This is a genomic window from Mucilaginibacter sp., assembly GCF_039921305.1.
In the GTDB taxonomy this organism is placed as follows: Bacteria; Bacteroidota; Bacteroidia; order Sphingobacteriales; family Sphingobacteriaceae; genus Mucilaginibacter.
This window is the reverse complement of record NZ_JBDSCA010000047.1, coordinates 1-22,225: the sequence shown is the minus strand read 5'-3', so window position 1 is coordinate 22,225 and position 22,225 is coordinate 1. Positions and strand designations below refer to the sequence as shown.

The following is a 22,225-nucleotide window of genomic DNA, read 5'->3' as shown; positions in this document are numbered from 1 at the left end:
AAAAACTCACTTGGGCGCTATTACAAAATTAATGTGATCATTAGTTTTTGGAGCCATCATCTTAAAACTGATCCTATAAATATTATCGCCCCATTTCTGCTCAATTCCTTTATCTTCTGGTGCTCCAAGTTTTACTTTCTCAATCATTGGCCTTAGTTGTTTTGCATTATATTTAATAATAAAATCCCTGGCTTTTGCCTTGCTGGGCATGTAATGAATAATGAGTTCACCAGGTATTTTTACTTCCGATTGGTAACAAGTCATTAAATTTTGAGTAACAGCATCTGCCTTTTTTAAACTGATCACATCATTAACCTCCACATTTTTCCCTCTGTTAAGGTGAATTGTTCTTTGCCAGCTATTTACGCCGGCATCCGCAGGATATGCTTTTGATATATCCATAGAAAGTTCAGTAAATTCCTTACCTTGTTTATAAGAAATATTACCGGCTTTGTATTCACTTCCCGGAAGTTGAACTTTTCCGTTAATGGTGGGTGTATTATGATAATCGGAATTATTGGACCAAATCTCATATCGCTGACTGCCGAAGGTTTTACGGGTATAGGTGCCTTTTCCAACATCAATCAACAAAGGTAGCCCGTCATAATAAACTACATAATTGCCAACATCATTATGGTTATGGCTTTCATCATTATTTCCTCCTTTGGCTGCTACAAATAATCCTTTGTCGGTTCCCTGTTCATCCCTTGCAATCATCACCTGGATATCCGGCAACCATACATCTTTAGGTAATGGCGCTCCCTGTGGGGCTTTTTGAAATTCATCCTGCATAAAAAGTTCAAACAGGTTTCTGAAATAGCGAGACAATCCTAATTCCCCATTTTTAGGCCTGCGATAATAGGCACCAAATTTCATCATGTCCTGTTCTTGAATATCTTTTCCAAAACGGTAGATCAAAGCGGTAGCCATTCTAGGTTGCGGGTCGGCATCGGCAAAATTCAAAAAGTAGTCTTTACTAATTTGAGCCCGGTAAATAAATTTACCCATATTTTTGAATTTCTCATCCTGATAAACATATTGAAAGGAATTATTGGTTGCCAGGTTGAGCATAGAAACATTGTCATATAAACAGGCTGTGGCAGCTCCCCAATATCCGGGGCCTTCGTCGCAGCCACCATCCTGCGGATACGGGTTTAAAAACTCGTCTAAAACATGGAGTATTTTAAAAACCATAGCAAGCCGTTTGTTTTCATCTTTTTCAAGCAGTAAAGTAGCATTGAGCCAATTTGAACATATCCACGGGTTCCAGTTATTAGGCCTCCGGCCATTGGCGTTAGTCGTCATCCAGCTATGAGGTTTAGTCATTACGGGTTGAAATATCCGGTTATTAACCTCAAGGTAGATCCTTTTTCTGATCTGCGGAGAAACCGCGTCAAGTTTGTCACCCAAAAAATAATCTACCCAGGCAAGACAAGTTGATGTTTCTGCACCAAACAGTTCAACAAAGGGTTGTGAAACATCCATTAAACCCGAATATTCTTTTGTTTTAGGGAAATGAGCCGGGGCTCCCCAGTAAGATTCTTCGCAGATAGACCACACACCATTAATTATGGGATCTATAAACCTGCCTTTGTTTTCATATATTTCCGCAAGTAGCAGTATGCCGAGTACCTTACGTTTTTCTGCTGCTATCTCCTCATATTCGCTACGGTTACCTGTACGTTCAATCAGCAAAGATTTTGTTGCCGGTATGGAAGGCCAGTTGTAATTAAGATAAGTTTCTGCTATTTTCAGATTGCCTTTCAGCATTTCCTGATCGGCGGCTAACCAGCCTTCCCTATTTTGAAGTTTAGGAAAAGGAGTCCACTTTGTTTGTGGGATTAAAATGTTTCTCAATTCTTCTATTGAAAACTTCCCGCTTAAAACATTCTTTTTTTGAGCTAATACCTGTACGCTAACAAATAATGCAAAAACAATTAATGTAATTTTTTTCATGAGGTAACTATTATTTTTCGATTGGTAGGTGATTATTATTACTGATATTAAATGAAGTTTGCTGGGTTACATAAGGGGCTGAAGTAGCCATAGCCCGACGGTAATTAGGTGTAGCTTATATGCCGGGAGATCGCTTCCCGCAATATTCAAATAATGTATCGTATGAGTTACAACCCATACGATACATATTACAAATAGCTATTTAAGCGTATAGCGCTTCATACTGATGGTTGCACTTTTTGTAGTGTTATTAACCGCGTTCATGTATATATAAGCCCTGTACTTGCCATCTGCGGTTTCTACCCAGGCCCCTGCATCTAACTTGAGGTTAATAGCGTAATTGGGTGCCGTAGAGAAATCAATCTGTAGAAAATCAAGATCATCTATATAAATACCATATTGCAATTGCGCGAGGTTGAAATCTTGCAGGTTAAATACTTTAATAATTTTAGTACTCCGGTTTACGCCCGTTGGTAGTGTTATGCCAGGAAGATAAGCCACATCCGCAGCAGGAGACACTAATGCATGATTAAAGGCACTCGTTGTAAGATTACGATACAGATAAACAAGATCAATCTTATCCGGGCTGGATGCAGCAGTTGTGGCATTGTAAGCAGCCATATCGGCTATGGATAAGTAGGCCAGGTTACCATCAGACACGGTAATATTGCGTGTCATATCCATCTTAGCTATGGTATACGGCCCAACGTTATAAGATACAGATTCGCCATCACTGCTTTTGGCCGAAAATGTAAAAGAAACAGTTTTACCCCGGGCCTCTTCGGGGATCACATAATAGTACCGGAGCGTGGCGGCTGAGGTATCTTTGGTGAATGTAACTTTGGTTTTTGTTGCCGTTGTAACCGATGCAGACCCAACCTGGATGCCTACATCAACGCCGCCGCCATCAGTATAGTATGATTTATTTTCAAGGAAAGTTCCTGTGGCGCCGCTTATAGAAGCTTCTACTTCTGCGGAAACCAATTTTCCCTTTTCTGGAAGGATAGCCATTGCATAGGCAAACTCTATTTTTTGCCCAACAATGTTAGGCCCCAGGGTTCTTTTGATTACATTATTTTGGAGAACGTCTTTTGGAGTTGGGATGGCGTACTCTTTATTCTTAGTACAGCCAACTGCAAAAAGCAGTACTACCACCAGGGAAAAAATATAATTGAAATATATGGATTTACGTTTCATTAGATCTATTATTAATTTAAAAAAAATGATTAACGGGGTTGAACGGTGATAAAGATTTTATAGGCCTTTCTCACTTTACGATTTCCCGACACAACAGTATATACTTTGGGATTAGCCAAATCAGAAAAATCAACCCTGCCGGTAACTTTAGGATCTAGCTTTGCATCCGTAGCCAGGGTAAATTGTGGGTAAATATTTTTAAGATCTGTTCCGAATTGTACGGTTACCGCAATGGTTTGGGCTGTTGTATCAATTACGGGCGCCACGGTTCTAACCGTTACAAAATCAGTCCCCAGCAATTCAATGTTACTTACAAAACAATCTGTCCTTGTTGTAATGAGCAATCCATCTTCATCTACGGGGTAATCTTTTTTGCACGCAACCCAGGTAAGTGTTACCATAAAAAGCGCCAGCATTATTTTTATATATTTTTTCATCTTTATATTTTTTGATTTTGATGAAGCTCCACGAGCTTTATTTGTTTAACATTTTATTTTTTTAAACCGGTTATCTCCATGGAATATTCTGGGTAAGCAATGGGTTTTTATCCCTCTCACTTGGTGGGATCCTGAAAATATAATTTTGCTGATATTCCCTGTCTGACGTATTTTGGTAATAAAGTGTTACGTTAGCGCCTTGGGTATCAATGCGCCAAACACCTGCGCTTCCCGGCGGCCCCCAAACTCTTTCAATTGCCCGCCACCTGCGCAGGTCGAATGAACGCTGGCCTTCGCCCACTAATTCAATAATTCTTTCCTGTTCAATGGCATCAAAAAAAGTTTGTTTAGTGGCTGTTTTTACTGCAGCTAATGCCGGGAGATTGCCACGGTGGCGTACCTTGTTCACCAGTGTTATAGCATCTGCCAGTGGCCCACTCACTTCATTGGTCGCTTCGGCATACATCAGGTATACATCCGCTAACCGAATTACCGGCCAGGCAAAGTCGCCATCGCTACGGCCTTGTCCGGCATAGTTACGAACGAACTTCCGGAATACGTATCCTGAGTTTGTGCCATCTGTATTGTATGAAATATAATTTACGCCGTTAATAGTTACGTTAATACCAAAAGTTTTGTAGATATAAGGAGTAAATCCTGTTGATACCAGTGAAGACATACCAATGCTCATTTCATAATCCCACATAATGGTTGATTTCATGCGGTAATCGCGATTAGCATAACTGTTTGGATTAACTGCCGAATTAAGGGTGGTTCTGGCGTTAACATTGGTTGTAGGATTCATCGGGATCATTGGGGTAACAAAATCACCGGTTACTAGAGATTGATATCTGTTGGCTATCTCATAGCGCGGAGTAACCCAACATTGCGAACCTTCCTGAGTACGGCCCGCAAAATCACGCATCAGCTCTTCGCCTTGATTGGTACCCGTACCACCATGGGTAAAAACCATTAACATTTCGGGGTCGCCGTTGGCTTTTGGTGTAAATAGGGTGAAATAATTGGGTAATATATCTGCTTTACCTAATGCATCTATCTGGCCGGGATCGCCATTCATGTATAGCGTTATGCCATAATTATTTATAACAGCATTAAAATCAGCAGCGGCAGCAGTATAGGCAGCGGTGGCTTCGGTAGAGCTTTGCACAAAACCCTCCAGCTCAGGCCAGCCGTTCTTTTTCCATGATGCCCAGTAAAGCTGTAGTTTTCCGCGTAAGGCTAAAGCGGCAGGCTTAGAGGCCCGGCCTAATTGGGTTGATTTTACCGGGAGTTTGGCAAATGCATACGTATAATCGGCCATAATAGAATCTTTTATTAAACCAATTGGCGAACGCGGAAGTCGCGATACCTCCGAATTATCATATACTACCTTAGAGAGATAAGGAACATCACCCCACATAGATATCAGTTTAAAATAAGCCAGGCCCCGCAGCAAACGGGCCTCGCCTACAATTGTTTCTAATACGGCAGGCGATGCAACAACACCACTTGATTGCATTTTGCGTACATTTTCAATAACATAGTTAGCCCGGTTAACCGTACCATACAAGTATTTGTACATTTTATCAAAACTTGCGCCATAGCCGGTTGGATTGTAATTACCCCCGTTATAGGCATCACCCAGCCGTAAATCGCCGCTCAGGGTGCTATTGGTTGTACTCCGGTCTCTTACATATTCGCCCTGTCCGTCAAAATAATAATCACGATCAAAACATGGCCTTGCAGCAGCATAGGCTCCCATTAATCCGGCGGTGGCATCAGCCTCTGTTTTCCAAAAAACGTTTGCGGCCAAATCGGTAGTAGGCTCCTGGTATAATAAGTTTTTTCTGCAGGCGGTTTGCATCATCATGCAAACTGCCAGTATAGCTATAGAAAGCTTTATTGAGTTTAGTTTTACTTTTTTCATAATTGTGCAGTTTAAAAGCCCAGTTGAACAGAAAGTGAAAAAGCTTTATTGAGCGGATAGAGATTATCATTATCTCCGGCCTTTTCAGGATCAAGCCCCCGGTAAGAAGTTATGGTTAACAGGTTTTCGGCAGACCCGGTAATACGTAAATTGGCAATACCCAATCTTTTGACCAATTTTTGCGGAAAGGTATAACCCACCTGGATATTTTTTAACCGCAGGTAACTCATGTCGTCCAGCCAGAATGTTGAGGCGGCGGTATTACCACCGCTTCCACCGAGACGCGGCCACAGGCCATTGCGGTTTTCAAGAGACCATGGATTATCTACGTGTGCCTGTGTAACGGCGTACCGGCTTGAACTAAAATTGACGTTGTTAAAGTTGTTTAGCCAAAAATCTTTACGACCTGCCGAACCTTGCCATAGAAAAGACACATCAATACCTTTCCATGCCACATAACCGTTTAACGCGAAGAAAGTAGTAGGCGTTTTTTGTTGAACATTAGGTAAGGCCTTCATATCATTCGCATCAATACGGCCATCGCCATTCAAATCTTTTCGAAGAATGTCACCGGGTTGTGCACCCTGCGGAACTGCATTGTATACGTCTTGCCAGGTTTGGGCAATGCCAATAGCCTCGTAAGCATACACATAACCGTATGGCATGTTAAGAAAAATGCTGTTACCAGAAAGTGTAGCGCCGCGGCCAATATATTCATTCCATTTTTCAAGTGTTGATGAATTAAAGGAAGCGTTTAAGTTAACACCATAGTTAACTGTGCCTGCCTTATCGCGCCATGCAATATTACCTTCAATGCCACGGTTTCTTAAATTGCCAATATTTGTGCGAGGAGCGCTATAAGCGCCGCTTAGTAGATTTGACAAATCGGAAGGGCGGTTCATCCCTGTTGTTAAGCGATTATAATAATCAAACTCGGTGGTTAGCCTGCTGTTAAAAAAGCTAAGGTCTAAACCCAGGTTCAACACGGTTGTTACTTCCCAGGTTAATGCCTGGTTAACTAACTTATTATTTGTAAAGCCCTGGGTTACGGTGCCGCCAATGATGTAATTATTTGTATTTAATGTGGTTTGCTGCTCATAACGGCCAACACCACTATTATTACCCAAACTACCATACGAAGCGCGAAACTTACCGCTGTTTAAAAATTTGCTAAGAAAAGGTTTAAAAAGCTCTTCTTCGGTAAAGCGCCAACCTAATGCTACCGAGGGGAAAAGGCCATATTGCTGACCCGGAGCAAACCTGGAAGAGCCATCAATACGAAAGTCGCCCTCCAAAAGGTATTTGTTGTAGGCAGTATAGTTTACCCGCCCGATGTAGGATTTAAGTCCTTCGGAACTTGAATTACCTCCCGTTGTTTGTATATCCGTTAATGCCGCGTCAATCTCGTGAAGTGTTGGATAAAGGCGGTCATTCCTTGAGCTTCCCTGAAAACGATCATGCCAATACTCTTCACTATAAACAAACAATGCTGATACATCATGATATTTGCCAAAGTTTGTTTGATACTTTAAACGCCCGTTTAATAAGGTTTTGTAACCGGTATTGGTATTATTTACTATTGGCGAATTAGGGCCTACATATACACGGCTTCCGTAGCTATTGGTTTGGAAATTAAATGCCTGGTTAGGTATATCGGCATTCCAGCTAAACTGGTTATAATAATTCAATGCATATTCTACAGTGCCTGTTAATCCTTTAAATGGAGTCCAATCAATATACATACTGGTATTGGCTTCCTGGCGCTCCTGCCTGTTAAGGTTGTTTACATATACGGTATAAGGATTATAGGCTTGCGGGTCTTCGCCGTAAGCCATTACACCACCATAATGTTGTGAGGCAGGATCATAAGGGGTAATACCTGCAATTGCAAAACGCATGTCTAAACCGGCTGTATTGGTGGAACTGGGATCGGTAAACCCATCAGACAAAGCATAAACAAAGTTAGACCAGTTGCCATTAAATTTAACACCGGTATTCATATTGCTTCGCAGCGCATAATCATAATTAAAACGTGCGTTATATTGATTATAATCATTATTTATCTGCAGACCTTTTTCGTTTTTTAACCCTAAAGAGATAAAGAAGTTAGATTTGTCGCTTCCACCAGACTCGGATAGGTTATAGTTTTGTAAAGTACCATTTCGCATAATAATACTCCACCAATCGGTATTGGGGTAACGCAACGGATCGATCATTGATAAAGCCATCCATTGATCAATAGTACCATTTTTATACCGCTGGTTAGCAAGCGAGGTATTGGTAGAAGCCAGGCGTTGTTCCAGCGTTAACGCGAGTGGATAATCTGACAAAAAATCAAATCCTTTGGTAGGAACTTCAACTGCTGTATTACTGCTAAAGTTAATAGCTGTTTTTTTCATCCCCTTGCCGGATTTTGTGGTAATAAGAATCACACCGTTAGCAGCTCTTGAACCATACACAGATGAGGAAGTAGCATCTTTTAATACCGAAATAGTTTCTATGTCATTTATATTGATCCTATTTATGTCAACATCCGGCATACCGTCCACTACTACAAGTGGGCTACTGTTATTCACTGTTCCAAGCCCGCGGATAATCAGGGCGGCGCCATTTTTACCGGCCATGCCAGTAGATTGTGTAGCGGCTAAACCCGGAACAAGCCCGCTAAGGCCCGACGAAACATTGGAAAGAGCCCGGCTTGTTATCTTTTCGTCCATTTTAACGGTAGCAACAGAACCTACCAGGTTAACTTTTTTCTGGCTTCCATAGCCCACTACAACAACTTCATTTAATGCCGTTGTTTCCGCCTTTAGCAGAACATTGATATTGGTACGCCCATTAATGGCTATCTCCTGTGTTGTATAGCTAACGTATACAAAAACCAGAGTTCCATTGCCATCCGGAACGCTAAGCGAATAATTACCCATTAGATCGGTAATGGTAACGATATTGGTACCTTTAAGCTTAATGCTTACCCCGGGTAGCGGCCCATTTTCATCGGTTACTTTCCCTTTAACAATTATCTGAGCCTTCTCATCCAGTACAATACCTGCCTGTTCAGCATATTCAATTGCCTTCTTATTTCTGCTCAGAATAATGCGCTCATTAACAACTTCAAAAGATATCCCATTGGGCCAAAGCAACTTGTCAAGTACTGTCCCCAATTTTTCGTTTACAGCATTAAGAGACACTTTATCATCTATTCTGATTATATTTTTGCTGTAAACAAATTTGATATCAAAATCTTTCCCCAGTTTTTTCAATGTGCTTTCCAGGCTGGAATTATCCACAGACAAATTTACCACCTGATTTAGCACTGATTGCGCCTTACCGGGCCGGGCGTAGGAGAGCCCTGTGAGTATAAGTATTATTGATAACTGACTAAATGTGACCTTCATAATTTTCCACCAGTCAAAATGAATTTGTAAATTAATTTCCATAAATTCGGTTGTTTCTTTTTAAAAATTGAGACGAATACACCCCTTCACCTGAATTTTTCAGGCGTTCATACCGGGTAATTTTTAGGTCAGGAGTGGTTACGACACTTCTGATCTTTTTTCACTAACGGGCTTCTGTTTCTATTTTTCCATCATACGCTTATTGGGTTGGTTTGTAATTGGTTGGTTTATTATAATTGGTTTTTGCTTTTTAATACGATTCCCTTATCATCAAATTGATAAGTAATCTCCAGCGATTTTTCCAGCATCTCAAGGATAGCCGGCAAATTCAGATCTGTAAAATCCGCATTCAGTACAAAATGGCTCAGATGTTGATCTTCGGTGCTTATGCTGACGTCAAACTTTTGATTAAGTATCTTCATTACCTCATTTAACGGGATGTTATCAAAAGAAAGCCGGGTTTTTTGCCATATCTGCATCGAAACATCTTTTACTCTGGTATCTGTCTTCAGAGCATCTTTATCCTTTAAATAAGTTACCTTTTGATTAGGGAAAAGCATAACCCCAACCGAATTTTGCTTAGGAATGTGGACTGAAACTTTTCCTGTAACAACAGATACTTCTGTCGGGATATTTTTATACGCCCTTATCCTAAAGCTTGTTCCCCAAACCCGGGTAACTAAACCGCCGCTATAAATAATAAATGGATGTTTATGATCTTTATGAACTTCAAAAAAGGCTTCGCCTACCATACGAACTTCTCTTTGAGCCCCGGTAAACAGTTTAGGATATTTGATATTACTTTGAGGACTAAGCCAAACAGTACTCCCATCTGATAATATTTGCTTTTTAATACTTTTGGAGAGGTTTGTAACCGATAGCTGTTCGGCTGTATCTGATACAATATTTTGATGTGAGGTTTTTTGATTGAAAACAGTAAACAGAAGTACTATTAATAGTATTGCAGCAATACCCGACATGTAATAAATCATCTTTCTAAGCGGGAAAATTTCCCTTTGTAGGGTTAACTCAGGTTGCCCCAATAATTTCACGTTAGCGCTTATCTTTTTGATCAAGGTTGCTTTTAATTCATCCTGCTGCTTTGCTGAGAGCATAGAAACAGCATCGGGGTCGCCGTCGAAAGAATTGTACCATTCATCCACAGCAACTGTTTCCTGGGGAGTACATTGCCCGTTCAAATATTTTCGGATCAGGTCCGGAGAAATATCTTTTTTCATTAAATTTTTTTAAGAAACTGGTTTATATTGATTCTCGTAATAGTAAAGTCAGGTAGCCTGCCTACTTCCCCTACTCAAATCAAAAAAAAATAACTAACAGGATTTAGTTAACATATTCCGGGAGAATATTTATATCAGTACTCAATTGTTCAGGCGAACATTATTTACCACCATGGTTGGCAAACCATATTATAAAAGTTAAGCTTATTACATCGTTTAAACTTAATCGTAACCTGGTAAGTGCTTTGGTAAGATGGTTTTCAACTGTTTTTTCGGATATTCCAAGCATAACAGCAATTTCTTTATTGGTTTTGTATTCCTTTCGGCTAAGTTCAAAAACTGAACGGCACTTTAAAGGCAAAAGATCTATTTCCTCTTCAATTTTTCGGGTCAGATCATTCAACAAAACGGTTTCTTCAGTTGGGTTCTGATAAACTGTTTTCACAACTTGCAGCGAGTCTTTATAAGTTTTCCTAACTGCCTCTTTCTCAACATGGTTTAACACGAGATATCGCACCGAAGTAAACAGGTAAGCTGCAAGAGAAGTATGGATCCGGGTATTTTTTCTTTTTACCCATAAGCTTGTAAACAGATCTTGAACAATTTCTTCGGCTGCTTCTCTGCTTCTAACCCGCCTATAAGCAGTTGTATACAATTGAGACCAGTACCGATTAAATATTTCGTGAAAAGCCGCAGTAACTTCTTTTGAAAGTAATACTGAAAGTTCTTCATCGGAAAGTTTCTCAAAATCCCGCATACTTAATTCTCAATCATAGTCAAATCAATAGTGTAAACATCACTTGTACATTGTGTATTAAAAACAATGATGTATGTTAAATAGTAAAAATGGCTTATAACTAGTTATCTAAGTTAATGGAAAAAATAAAAAGTAACAAACATTTTACAACCATCAAATGAAAAGATAGCTTATTAGTTGTAATAAAATACAAGTTACAAGTTACAATGTACATAGTTTATCAATTCGGATTTATTAACCCTTTAGCTAATTAATAAGCGATTTTGCCATGCCTGGCGACTGATTTAAAGATGAGCCGCTCCCAAATTTATATTGTAATATTAGCGTGTTTGTAACGGTAATTGAAGAGACCGAGATTCACTTGAACTTTACCCGCACAGCAAAAAAACGCAGCCCCCATACAAGAGGCTGCGTTTATAGTGGCTTAAACCGATACCGAGTTCCTCAAAAATCAAAGAAGAGAGTGGAGTTTAAAGTTTGCCAATTTTATTTTAATTAATAACCAGGTGTTTGTTTAAAGCCCGTATTATTAAAACTTTTTGCAATATCAATTTCCGATTGCGGAACTGGCCATAATGTATCTCTTAAAGCAAATGTTCTGAAAGCATTATTAGGATCTTTTACGGTTGGTATAATGGTTCGGTCAAGTTTCCACCGCTTTAACTCAAAATAGCGTTGGCCTTCCAATGCGAATTCTATTCGTCTTTCATGCTGAATTTTGGTACGCATAACAGCTTGAGAAAGGCCCGCAATTAATGGAGGCATGTTAACGCCCGGCCTGCTTCTTACTGAATTGATAGCGCTATATACCGAAATATCAGGCCCTACATCTTCGTTCTGAGCTTCTGCATACATCAGCAATATATCTGCATATCTTAAAAATACCCAATCCTGATCGGATTGTGTGGCATAGGTGGTAGGGAACCTGGTAGGGTCTACACCTTTTCTGGGTAAGAAACCGCTCGGCACGGCAGCTTTTACCGGATCAAATGCAGTTGACGCACTTGTTCCTCTTAAATCACCCGGAACAATCACTGTAAACTTTAAACGCGGATCACGATTGGCATAAGGTGTAGCCGCATTATATAAAGGTGACGATGATATAGGCAAGCCGTCTGTACACTCATAATCATTAACCAGGTAACTTAAAACCTGTACCGTATTTAAATAGGAGTACAACCAATCGGCAGGGCTATAAAAATTAGGTGGAAGATAACGTGCAGAGAACATAATTTCGGGATTGCCATTTTGCCCCGGTTTTAAAAAAAGATTATTGTAGCCACCAGTATATAAGCTAAACTGATTTTCGGTCATGATAGTTTTAGCGGTTGTTGCCGCTTCGTGCCATTTATTATTAGCCAGTAACACCTTTGTTATGTAACCCAATGCCGTGCCCCGCACCACATGCCCGCTGTATGCGGTATTTGGCAAGTTGCTGGCCGCAAAATTTAGATCAGCCAACACAGAATCAACTACAATACTTTTGGCTGTACGCGGAAACGTTGAACTTTGCATATCACCACTTAATGGACTTAAGGTTAAAACAACGTCGCCATAAATTTGTGAAAGGAAAAAATAGTGATAGGCCCTCAAAAATTTAACCTCGCCTATGTATTGATTTCTAAGCTGGGCAGTTAAGGGTACTTTACCAATATTGGCTAAAAATATATTGCATGCTGCTATGCCCTGATAGGTATAAGTATAGGCATCTGATTGCATACCTCCGGTGGTAGATTCTATTACACCTGTGGAAATATTAGCGAATGAACTACCACTCGATATGGTGTAGCCATTATCAGCTATCGTTTCCCAAAACATAGAGCCGCCTCCCCACCCTGCACCGGCAGCGGTTACGCCTGTGGCGTTATAACCTTTACATAAAAAGTTATAACACCCTGCCAGGGCCAGGTCGGCATCATTTTGGGTTTTCCAAAATGTGCTTTGAGATAATTGGTCTAATGGGTTTCTATCCAGAAAATTCTTTTGGCAGGAAGTAATCATTATTAAACCTGCTAACGCGATAATATATATCTGTATGTTTTTCATTATGTTAATTTTTTAAAAGCCTGCTTGAACTCCAAAATTGAAAACCTTATTTTGTGGGTGTGTTACGTATCTGGTATTAGATACAATCCTTTCGGGATCAAGACCCGGATATTGAGAGAAGGTGAAAAGATTTTCTCCGGCAAAATAAACCCTCAAACTACTCATAGCTATGTGTTTAGCCCATTTAGCTGGTACATTATACCCAAATTGTATATTTTTTATCCTTAAAAAGGATGCGTCTTTTAAATAATAGGTTGATACCGTACTTATATTATTGCTAACCAAGCCTGTGCCGGTTAAATAAATTAATGGCAGTGTAGTGCTTGGGTTAGTTGGGGTCCAGGCGTTTAACCAATCTGTTGTGGGTACCGATCCCTGGTTAAAAGGTTGTTCACCCCATCCGTTAACATACTGTTTTTGCCCATGCGAACCATAAAGAAACACCGAAAGGTCAAAAGCTTTATAGGCAAAACTGGTGTTAAAGGAATAATCAAAGTCAGGAAAAACACCCGGTACAACTATCCGGTCGTTCGCATCAACCTTGCCATCTGCATTTGCATCTTTAAACTTGAGTGTTCCGGGTATCGGGCTGTATTGTTGCGTAGGAGAAGCGGCAATCTCCGCTGCCGACTGGAAAACACCCTCATACTGGTACAAATAAAAGCTTCCGTATGGCAGCCCTTCCTGAATAATAGTTGTGCTACCAATAACGGGCGCACCGAATGTTACAAGCTTGTTTTTATTAGCCTGCAGATTACCAATCACACTATATTTAAAATCGCCAATATGATCAGTATACTGTGCCGAAATTTCAAAACCCGTATTTTGCATTTTGCCACTGTTTACAACCGGCGGCGTTAAACCAATGTATGAAGGAATTACCTGGGCAAGCAAAATTCCACTGGTCATTTTCTTATACCAGTCAAAGGTTAGATTTAGTCGGCCGTTAAGCAGGCTAATATCTGTTCCCAGATCAAACACGTTCGTAGTTTCCCATTGAATATCCTGATTGGCCAAAGTGTTTTGCCTGGCCCCGTCTGACAAGGTTGATGACGAGAAAGGATATGGGTTACCCGTTTGGTATACTACCTGATAAGGATAATTATTAGGTGAGCCAGACGAGGTAATATTCTGGTTCCCAAGTTTACCCAATGAGGCACGCAGCTTCAAATCAGAAACAACGGGCAGCAGTTTTTCAAAAAATGATTCACGTGAAATTCTCCAGCCTACTGACGCGGATGGGAATACGCCCCATTTATTACCTGGCGCAAATTTAGAAGAACCATCATCACGTGCGCTGGCTTCTAATAAATATTTGCCTTTGTAATCATAATTAAAACGGCCATAAAATGAATATAAAGACCATTCGCTGGCTGTACCTGTATTAGATTGCGCGCCGGCACCACCGGCATTAATTTCTTGTACAGAATTGTTAGGAAAAATTACCCTCGATGCTGATAAAGATTGAGTTTTATTATACTCGGCCTGCGTACCTGCCAGTAAAGTAAATTGATGATCTTTTATCTTTTTATTATAGGTAAGCTGCGAAAAAGCAACCGGGTAAATATAATTCCCATCGGTAACAGTTAGGCCCTGGCCACCAACATCTAACGTTCTGGCTGGGGCATCATTTGGCCCGGCAGGTGTATTAACGCCATTAAACCAATAATATAGATTGACAACCGGTTTATAATCATACGTTTTTTGGGAATCATAGTTTAATCCCCCACTTGTTTTCCAGTCTAAACCTTTAACTATGTTTACATTCACAAAAACATTCCCTTGCAGGTAAGCATCATTATTTGATGCCAGTGCATTTTGAGCTATAGCAACCGGGTTTTTATTGGGTGATTGAAACGTGTAGGCCGAAGCACTGTATCTTCCACTACCATCAGGCAATACAGGCCCGTATAATGGCGATTGCGATAAAGTGGATAGAAATTGATCCTGACTGCCCTGGCGAGGATATATACGCTGGCCGTAATTGAAGGTGATCCCTGTTCCAATTGTTACCCTTTCGTTTACTTTTGAATTTAAGTTTATCTGGACGTTATACTTTTTGTAGGAAAAACCGATCATAATATCTGGTTGGTTTACATAACCTAAGCCAATATTATAAGTAGTACCATTACTACCGCCGGTTAAACCCAGGTGATGAGTTTGTACATTAACCGTTTGGATAACTTCGTTCAGCCAGTTATAATTGGGATACTGATTCCTGTCGGTACTATTTGCATAGGCATCTATCTGCGCTTGCGTAAATTGGAGCGGAGAGCCCGAATTGGTAGCCGCCTGGTTATACATCTGCATATATTGTACCGAGTTGTAAACAAAATCAGGCAGCTTGGTTGCGCTGGTTACGCCGATGTTGTAATCATAGGATAATTTGAATTTTCCATTTTCACCCTGTTTGGTTGTTACCAGGATAACACCGTTTGCGGCACGAGTACCATATATAGCGGCCGAAGCGGCATCCTTTAATAGCGTTACCGAAGCAATATTTTGCGGATCAAGGGCATTTAAGTTACCTGGTATTCCATCAATAATAACCAATGGATCGTTAGCTGCGCCATATGATCCTAAACCTCTCACTCTGAGTGCGGTTCCTTCATTCCCAGCTTCACCCGAAGCTTGTGTAACCTGCATACCCGGCAATTGCCCCTGTAAAAGCTGCGTAGGGCTTGTAGCCACCCTTTTGTTCAATTCCACACCAGATACTGTTGCTACAGCCCCAGTTAGATTTGCCCGCTTTTGCGTACCATATCCCACAACTACAACTTCATTTAAAGATTTAGGTTCTGGGGCAAGTTGCACATTTATAGTAGACTGGCCATTTAATGTAACCGTTTTTGTGGTATAGCCGATAAATGAAAACTCTAACGCGCTGTTTTTATCGGGTATATTAATAGTGAATTTACCGTTAACATCTGTACTGGTACCGGTTGAAGCGCCTTTAAGTTTAACATTAACACCAGGCAAGGGCTGTCCTTGCTCATCAATTACTTTTCCAGCAATGGTAACAATAACTTTTTCAGCAACCGGACCCTTTTTGAGTATAATAGTATTTTGATTAATTGTATAAGTAATTTGCTGATTTGCTAATACTTTGTCCAGGGCCTCTGTTAATGTAACGTTATTTAATGTGAGGTTAACCATTGGCGCCTGCCGCAATTGCTTATCGCTGTATAAAAAACCATAGCCTGTTTGTTTGCTTATTTCTTTAAATACCTTTTCTAAAGGTGTATTACTCACGTTTAAACTTACATTTTGGCCAAAGCCATTGGCATGTACCTGCAATATAAAGGCTGCAATTAATAAAAGGGTTAATTTCATTACCAATTGAATTTTTGAAATGCAGGTGTTAGGCATGCTACGTAATGGAGCATATAATTTCATATATTTGAATGTTAGGTTAAAAATATAGTTGGTTGTTTGTCGCAATTTTTCTGTAATAACCTATCATTTACCGGGAGTGTAGCAAGCGCTCCTGGTTTTTTTTTAGATCGTTACCCTGTTGTATAATTATGGCATAACGCTAACCCTCCTTCCTTCAATTTTAAAATGAACATCGCCGGTTAACTCAAGCATATTCAGCACTTCTGTAATATTCTTTAAGCGCGATATTTTTCCCGAAAAATCTTTATCGTCAAAGTTGTCAGTATAGCTAACATCAACATCATACCAGCGTGCTATTTTGCGCATGATACTCTTAATATTTTCGCTTGTAAATATGTAATAGCCTTTTTGCCATGCAACAGCCTCGTCAATATTTGCTGGCCCTACTTTAACAATCCCTGAGTTATTATTGACCAACGCCCGTTCTCCCGGTATAATTATTTTAGATTCTTTATCCCTGCTAACCTTAACAGAACCTTCTAATAAAGTGGTGTTAGTATAGTTTTCATCGGGATAGGCCATAATATTAAAATGCGTACCCAAAACTTCAACCTGCATGTGGTTTACGCTAACCCTAAACGGCATAGCTTTGTTTTTGGCTACTTCAAAGTAAGCTTCGCCAGTTAATTCTACACGGCGTTCCTTGCCTTTAAAAAGCGTAGGAAATTTTAATGACGAGGCTGCATTTAGCCAAACTTTACTACCATCTGGCAAAATAACCTGATATTGGCCGCCACGCGGAGTGGTTATCATATTGTTTGCAACCAGCGTGTCGCGATCGTTATTTGATTTAGATTGATGATACAGCAACTGGCCATCTTTTGCTTTATTGATATTGGTATTTCCCTCGCTGGCTAAAATTCCGTTTTTGGCATCATCAAGAATTATTTTAGAACCATTTGCAAGTGTAAGGACAGCTTTATTACCGCCCGGAATTATTTGATTGGCTTTAACAGTATTTTGAGAAATATTCTTTGATGTATGGGATGGCCAAAAGTATAATCCGAATGCGGCTATCAAAAAAAGAATAGCCGCTATAGCTGTTATTCTTTTAACATTGATCCATAATTTATGGGGTCTGTTTTCATTATCCCCCTCAGTATCCAATATATTCAGATTGGTTTCTATGGTATTGATCAAGCTTAAATGATCTTTCTGCTCATTCGCATCAAGTGATTCAAAAAAAGTACTATATTTTTCAATTACCTTATTCGCCTCATCGGTTGATGCAGATTTTAGCCAATTGATAAATTGCTCATGCTCATATTCTGTGTGCCGGTTTTCTGAAAACTTTTTAAAGAATTCATTAAGCATTTTCTCGTTCATATCTGTGTATGACGATCGAAGAAGACTAAAGAACCCCTCGTGATAAAAATATTTTAATTACAGATTATATTTTATTCAAGACAAGGGTGATCAAAATGAGTTTTGCAAGTTCGGCGTATTTAGAAAGATACTTTCTGATAAAATCCATACCCGTATATAATTGCTTTTTAACTACAGATTTAGAGATACATAGTTTTGCAGATATTTCGTCCAGACTAAGATCATCCTGAGTTCGTAATTCTACAATTTGTTTTCTCTTTTCGGGGAGGAGACTAATGGCTTTCTGAGTTAATTGATAATATTCTTTATAGATGATCCGATTATCTGCATCGTTATAACTATCATCAGTTGAATATTGAACAATAGCCAATGCTTTTTCTTCTACCTTGATTTTTTTAAGATGATCAAGAAGCGCATTTTTAGCTGAACGGTAGATATATGATTTGAAAGAATGGATACTTTCTAACCCTTCGCGTTGTATCCATATTTTGACAAAAATATTTTGTACAATCTCTTCACTAACTTCTTTTGATTTACAAATCAAATAAACATAGCGGTATAGGTTATCAAGATACCGTGTATACAGTTCTGTAAAGGCAACACGGTCACCCCCAGAAACACGTTTTATCAAATCATTTTCATCGAAATTTACAGGCATTTTTTCAATAAAAAACTATAGATACGGTTGCCCATTATCGTTAACGCACTAAAAAGCGATATTGAATTATGATTAGGTAGCTATATTATTATGTAATTGGTATACGAATATAGAAAATTAATGTAACACTAAAGTTGCAAAGTCTTATGCTATATTGGCACACAACTCCTCAGCGTGGTTTCACTAAGTAGCAGGCATTTGTTCAACTGATAGCCGAAACGGATGGAAAACGCCTTCTGTAACAAACTGGCAAACGCATAATCACTAACCGAAGTGTTGCAACCTGCTGTAAAAAACGCAGGCTTTAAAATGGATGGGTATTTTTTATGGTGCCCATCGGTAATAAAAGTTGGCAGCACTTACCACATGTTCGCATCCCGCTGGCCAGCAGAGTACGGCATGAATGGCTGGAGCACTTACTCTGAAGTTGTGCACGCTACAGCCAATAATATATTTGGCCCTTACAGTTTTAAAGAGTAGTACTACAAAAGCGCCAGGGGCATTGGGATAATGTGAGGGCGCATAACCCCAAAATTGTAAAAGCAGGCAACAAGTTTGTGCTTTATTATATTTCGACCGCTAACTCAACTGGATACGCCTGGGCCGATAATATTGATGGCCCCTGAACGCGCTGCGATTCGGTAGCTATGCCTTTTTCAAATCCTGCACCGCTGATTAAAAAAGACGGGAGCGTGTATGTTTTCGGGCGTAAAAACATCAATGGCATCCGTATAGCTCAGGCTTATACCGCGCCAGCTTTTAATGGTAAATACATCTTGGTAAACGCTGGCTCAAATATGCTGCCAGATAAAAATGGGTAGAAGACCCTACTATATGGTGGGCAAATAACCAGTATAATGTAATATGCAGCGATTTTGCCGGCGATGTAACCGGTGCAGTTAAAAATGGCGTAAGGTACTTTTCAAAAGATGGTATCAGTTATACTCCGCTATCAACACAAGCGGTTTATACTAAAACTGTTGTTTATGATGATGGCACCTCCGAAATTTTTAAAAGGCGCGAAAGCCCCTTTATTTATATTGATGAAAAAGAGCAGCCAATAGCTTTTTTTACAGCTTGTTTACCTGCCGATGGAGCTGCCTGGATTGTGGCACAGCCGGTAAAAACTGTTAAATAGTATAAGCAGTTGCGGATAAAGGGAAAGGGCTTTGCATTTGCAAAGCCCTTTCCCTTTATATTAAAATCCGGAATCGGATATCCGGCTTTCGGGATCAAATTATGCTTCCTGTAAAGTAACCAGGTGCAGTACATCGCTGGTACGGGCACGGGTTTCTTCGGCAAGCTGGTTATTTTCGGATAAAGGCTGACCGTATGACGGGATCATTTCCTTTAATTTCTCTTGCCACTCGTGTGTGTATAGTTTGCTGGCAAAGCAGCGTTTCAATAAGTCGAGCATAATAGATACCGATGTTGACGCGCCTGGTGATGCACCTAACAAACAGGCAATGCTGCCATCGCCAGCGGTTACTACCTCGGTACCAAACTCTAAAATACCACCCAATTCAGGGTCCTTTTTAATTACCTGTACACGCTGGCCTGCAACTTCCAGTTCCCAATCTTCCATTTTGGCTGTTGGGCAGTATTCTTTAAGGGCATCTAACCTATCCTCTGGCGATTGGCGAACCTGATCTATCAGATATTTAGTTAACGGAATGTTATCCAATCCGGCCTTCATCATTGGTAAAATGTTATTTGCCTTGATAGATAAAGGCAGATCCATAAACGAACCGTGCTTTAAAAACTTGGTTGAAAAACCCGCGTACGGGCCAAACAGCAAAGCTTTTTTTCCGTTGATCATCCGGGTATCCAAATGCGGAACGCTCATTGGCGGCGCACCTACGCTTGCCTTGCCATAAACTTTGGCCTGGTGTTGCTCAATCACCTCCGGGTTGACACATTTTAGCCATTGCCCGCTTACCGGGAAACCACCAAAACCTTTACCTTCCGGGATGCCTGATTTCTCGAGCAGCAGCAACGAGCCACCGCCTGCACCTATAAATATGAATTTGGTTTTTAGTTTACGTTTCTTTTTGGTGTTGATATCCCTAACGGTAACATCCCAGTTATGGTTATCATCTTGTTTCAAATCCCTAACCTCGTGGTTCATGTGCATTTTAACGCCTGGCTGGGCTGTTAAGTAATTAAACAGGTTACGGGTTAACGAACCGAAATTAACATCAGTACCTATCTCCATACGGGTAGCTGCAACCTTTTCATTCGGATCGCGGCCCTCCATAATCAGGGGAACCCATTCGGCTATTTCGGCGTGGTTCTCGGTATATTGCATGCCTTTAAACAAATGGAATTGCTCCAATGCTTCGTGGCGCTTTTTTAAATAATCAACGTTTTTATCGCCCCAAACAAAGCTCATGTGTGGTATGCTGCGGATAAACTTTTCTGGCGATTCAACTAAACCCTGCTCAACCAAATAAGCCCAGTATTCTTTTGATACCTCGAACGATTCGGCAATTTTAACGGCTTTTGCTGTTTCAACCGAACCATCTTCGCGCTGCGGCGTGTAGTTCAATTCGCAAAGGGCAGAGTGGCCGGTGCCCGCGTTATTCCAGGCATCCGAGCTTTCGCCGGCTACAATGTCCAGTCTTTCAAATATTTCGATGGTTAAATCGGGCTGCAATTGTTTAAGCATTGCGCCAAGCGTTGCGCTCATAATTCCGGCGCCAATCAACACTACATCAGGGCTTTCAACGGATTTATTCTTTTTAGTCATAACATTTATTAAGAATGCAAATATAGCCCTATTTTTTAAACTTTATTTCAAAAATAAAGTTTAATTGATGCAATTATGACAATAGGCAACCCAAATGGTGCTCTTAAATTAACAGTATCTTAAAAATACGACAACCTGCCGTTTTCAATGCCGGTATTCAGTTAAAATTGTCTATTTCTGCTTCAGCTCATTATCCAGCAAACCCTTTGTCAAATGTTTCCATTGCGGTTTTGAGAAGCCAAACAAATCGCCCATAGCAACACTTAGATGCCTTATTACATCAATAAAATTGCCATGGGTATTGGGTATTTCATTTCGGCCATGTATTTCGGCGCTTACCGTGGTACCAAAGCGTTTTATCAAAAATGTACTGGTAGCATCATTAGTAAAAAAATGCGCTATAGTTGCTTCGTCACTCTCGGGGTTATAGGTTGGCCTAACCCGTATAGATGTAAGCTCAGTATCCAAAAGTGAATCCAGTTCATCCTGAATCTGTTCTATCAGCACCCAATCGTTACCGCCGCCTATTAATGAGCCCGGTCCCGGAAGGTCGATCTTTAATTTATCGCCCTGCTGTGCCAGTCTGGTTATTTTATGGCCCTCACTATCGGTAAGGGTAAATTCTGAAGACGGTCCGTGCGCTATCTGGCTCCAATTGGATACATCCAGCAAGCGCGTCCTTGCCTCGTAATAAAGCCCGATGGCCTGTTCACGGGTTTTAACCGTGATTTGCTCAACGGTATCGTGCTGGTTACCTTTTTGCTGTGCGGGGATGTTTGAGTCTTCTGTAGGCATGGCGTTTGGTTTGATTATAGAACGTTTGGCGAGGCCGGATGTTTGAGAAGGGATATGGGGTTTATAATTCCTATATTGTAAATCCACTTAATGTTAGGTCGGGGATTATAAATCCCGACCAACTCTGGTATACCCTACTCCAGCAAAAACTGTATCAACAGGGGGGGATAAAGTAAGGATTTTTCCCGCTGTAGCGGATGAACCCTCCAAGACATCGACATCATCAACCTGCATAACTGCATCCTCTATAGCAGCCTCCGCAACAAGCTCCCCATCACCATTCACCACAAAACCCTCTTCCTCCTGATTCTTGGTTCTTGATTCCTGAGCCTCCTCAACAAAAGC

Annotated in this window: 16 protein-coding genes; 2 read left to right on the top strand and 14 right to left on the bottom strand. The window is 40.4% G+C overall.

Annotated features, from left to right (window positions below; all coding sequences use genetic code 11):
* Window positions 1-6: 6 nt before the first annotated feature.
* The 11 genes from ABIN91_RS14460 to ABIN91_RS14410 all read right to left on the bottom strand — a co-directional run bounded on the left by ABIN91_RS14460 (window position 7) and on the right by ABIN91_RS14410 (window position 18,336).
* Window positions 7-1,956: a heparinase II/III family protein gene (locus tag ABIN91_RS14460; protein ID WP_348051924.1), complete on the bottom strand. Its 1,950-nt coding sequence runs from the start codon at window positions 1,954-1,956 to the stop codon at window positions 7-9.
* A gap of 198 nt (window positions 1,957-2,154) precedes the next feature.
* Window positions 2,155-3,153 (bottom strand): DUF4466 family protein, encoded by a 999-nt coding sequence (locus tag ABIN91_RS14455; protein WP_348051922.1) that lies wholly within the window; start codon window positions 3,151-3,153, stop codon window positions 2,155-2,157.
* Between the two features lie 29 nt (window positions 3,154-3,182).
* A complete protein-coding gene (locus tag ABIN91_RS14450) occupies window positions 3,183-3,590 on the bottom strand; it encodes a hypothetical protein (RefSeq protein ID WP_348051921.1) in 408 nt (135 codons plus the stop codon).
* 70 nt (window positions 3,591-3,660) lie between these two features.
* Window positions 3,661-5,517 (bottom strand): RagB/SusD family nutrient uptake outer membrane protein, encoded by a 1,857-nt coding sequence (locus ABIN91_RS14445; protein ID WP_348051920.1) that lies wholly within the window; start codon window positions 5,515-5,517, stop codon window positions 3,661-3,663.
* 11 nt (window positions 5,518-5,528) lie between these two features.
* Window positions 5,529-8,957, bottom strand: coding sequence for a TonB-dependent receptor (locus tag ABIN91_RS14440; protein WP_348051918.1), 3,429 nt, complete (start codon window positions 8,955-8,957; stop codon window positions 5,529-5,531).
* Between the two features lie 188 nt (window positions 8,958-9,145).
* Complete coding sequence (locus ABIN91_RS14435) at window positions 9,146-10,153, bottom strand: FecR family protein (protein ID WP_348051917.1); 1,008 nt, start codon at window positions 10,151-10,153, stop codon at window positions 9,146-9,148.
* 160 nt (window positions 10,154-10,313) lie between these two features.
* Window positions 10,314-10,910, bottom strand: a complete 597-nt coding sequence (locus ABIN91_RS14430) for an RNA polymerase sigma-70 factor (RefSeq protein ID WP_348051915.1) — start codon at window positions 10,908-10,910, stop codon at window positions 10,314-10,316.
* Window positions 10,911-11,405: 495 nt separating this feature from the next.
* Window positions 11,406-12,956 (bottom strand): RagB/SusD family nutrient uptake outer membrane protein, encoded by a 1,551-nt coding sequence (locus ABIN91_RS14425; protein ID WP_348051913.1) that lies wholly within the window; start codon window positions 12,954-12,956, stop codon window positions 11,406-11,408.
* Window positions 12,957-12,968: 12 nt separating this feature from the next.
* Window positions 12,969-16,289 (bottom strand): TonB-dependent receptor, encoded by a 3,321-nt coding sequence (locus ABIN91_RS14420; RefSeq protein WP_348051912.1) that lies wholly within the window; start codon window positions 16,287-16,289, stop codon window positions 12,969-12,971.
* A gap of 189 nt (window positions 16,290-16,478) precedes the next feature.
* Window positions 16,479-17,678, bottom strand: coding sequence for a FecR domain-containing protein (locus tag ABIN91_RS14415; protein WP_348051911.1), 1,200 nt, complete (start codon window positions 17,676-17,678; stop codon window positions 16,479-16,481).
* Window positions 17,679-17,742: 64 nt separating this feature from the next.
* The gene (locus tag ABIN91_RS14410) at window positions 17,743-18,336 is read right to left on the bottom strand and encodes a sigma-70 family RNA polymerase sigma factor (RefSeq protein ID WP_348051909.1); all 594 of its coding nucleotides are present in this window, start codon (window positions 18,334-18,336) and stop codon (window positions 17,743-17,745) included.
* A 309-nt stretch (window positions 18,337-18,645) separates the two neighbouring features.
* Here ABIN91_RS14410 and ABIN91_RS14405 point away from each other — a divergent pair, with 309 nt between their 5' ends.
* Entirely contained in the window at window positions 18,646-18,816 is a 171-nt protein-coding gene (locus ABIN91_RS14405) for a hypothetical protein (protein WP_348051907.1), read from the top strand.
* A gap of 167 nt (window positions 18,817-18,983) precedes the next feature.
* Window positions 18,984-19,157, top strand: coding sequence for a hypothetical protein (locus tag ABIN91_RS14400; protein ID WP_348051906.1), 174 nt, complete (start codon window positions 18,984-18,986; stop codon window positions 19,155-19,157).
* Between the two features lie 416 nt (window positions 19,158-19,573).
* Here ABIN91_RS14400 and ABIN91_RS14395 read toward each other — a convergent pair whose 3' ends face one another.
* From ABIN91_RS14395 to ABIN91_RS14385, 3 genes are all read right to left on the bottom strand, one after another.
* Entirely contained in the window at window positions 19,574-21,085 is a 1,512-nt protein-coding gene (locus ABIN91_RS14395; RefSeq protein WP_348051905.1) for a malate:quinone oxidoreductase, read from the bottom strand.
* Between the two features lie 171 nt (window positions 21,086-21,256).
* Window positions 21,257-21,880: a hypothetical protein gene (locus tag ABIN91_RS14390; RefSeq protein WP_348051904.1), complete on the bottom strand. Its 624-nt coding sequence runs from the start codon at window positions 21,878-21,880 to the stop codon at window positions 21,257-21,259.
* A gap of 105 nt (window positions 21,881-21,985) precedes the next feature.
* The coding region (locus ABIN91_RS14385) for a hypothetical protein (RefSeq protein WP_348051902.1) at window positions 21,986-22,225 on the bottom strand (240 nt) is incomplete at its 5' end.

Coding starts and splice junctions, on each gene's coding strand:
- ABIN91_RS14460 (WP_348051924.1), bottom strand. CDS start 1,956: ATGAAAAAAATTACATTAATTGTTTTTGCATTATTTGTTAGCGTACAG.
- ABIN91_RS14455 (WP_348051922.1), bottom strand. CDS start 3,153: ATGAAACGTAAATCCATATATTTCAATTATATTTTTTCCCTGGTGGTA.
- ABIN91_RS14450 (WP_348051921.1), bottom strand. CDS start 3,590: ATGAAAAAATATATAAAAATAATGCTGGCGCTTTTTATGGTAACACTT.
- ABIN91_RS14445 (WP_348051920.1), bottom strand. CDS start 5,517: ATGAAAAAAGTAAAACTAAACTCAATAAAGCTTTCTATAGCTATACTG.
- ABIN91_RS14440 (WP_348051918.1), bottom strand. CDS start 8,957: ATGGAAATTAATTTACAAATTCATTTTGACTGGTGGAAAATTATGAAG.
- ABIN91_RS14435 (WP_348051917.1), bottom strand. CDS start 10,153: ATGAAAAAAGATATTTCTCCGGACCTGATCCGAAAATATTTGAACGGG.
- ABIN91_RS14430 (WP_348051915.1), bottom strand. CDS start 10,910: ATGCGGGATTTTGAGAAACTTTCCGATGAAGAACTTTCAGTATTACTT.
- ABIN91_RS14425 (WP_348051913.1), bottom strand. CDS start 12,956: ATGAAAAACATACAGATATATATTATCGCGTTAGCAGGTTTAATAATG.
- ABIN91_RS14420 (WP_348051912.1), bottom strand. CDS start 16,289: ATGAAATTAACCCTTTTATTAATTGCAGCCTTTATATTGCAGGTACAT.
- ABIN91_RS14415 (WP_348051911.1), bottom strand. CDS start 17,678: ATGAACGAGAAAATGCTTAATGAATTCTTTAAAAAGTTTTCAGAAAAC.
- ABIN91_RS14410 (WP_348051909.1), bottom strand. CDS start 18,336: ATGCCTGTAAATTTCGATGAAAATGATTTGATAAAACGTGTTTCTGGG.
- ABIN91_RS14405 (WP_348051907.1), top strand. CDS start 18,646: ATGGATGGGTATTTTTTATGGTGCCCATCGGTAATAAAAGTTGGCAGC.
- ABIN91_RS14400 (WP_348051906.1), top strand. CDS start 18,984: ATGCCTTTTTCAAATCCTGCACCGCTGATTAAAAAAGACGGGAGCGTG.
- ABIN91_RS14395 (WP_348051905.1), bottom strand. CDS start 21,085: ATGACTAAAAAGAATAAATCCGTTGAAAGCCCTGATGTAGTGTTGATT.
- ABIN91_RS14390 (WP_348051904.1), bottom strand. CDS start 21,880: ATGCCTACAGAAGACTCAAACATCCCCGCACAGCAAAAAGGTAACCAG.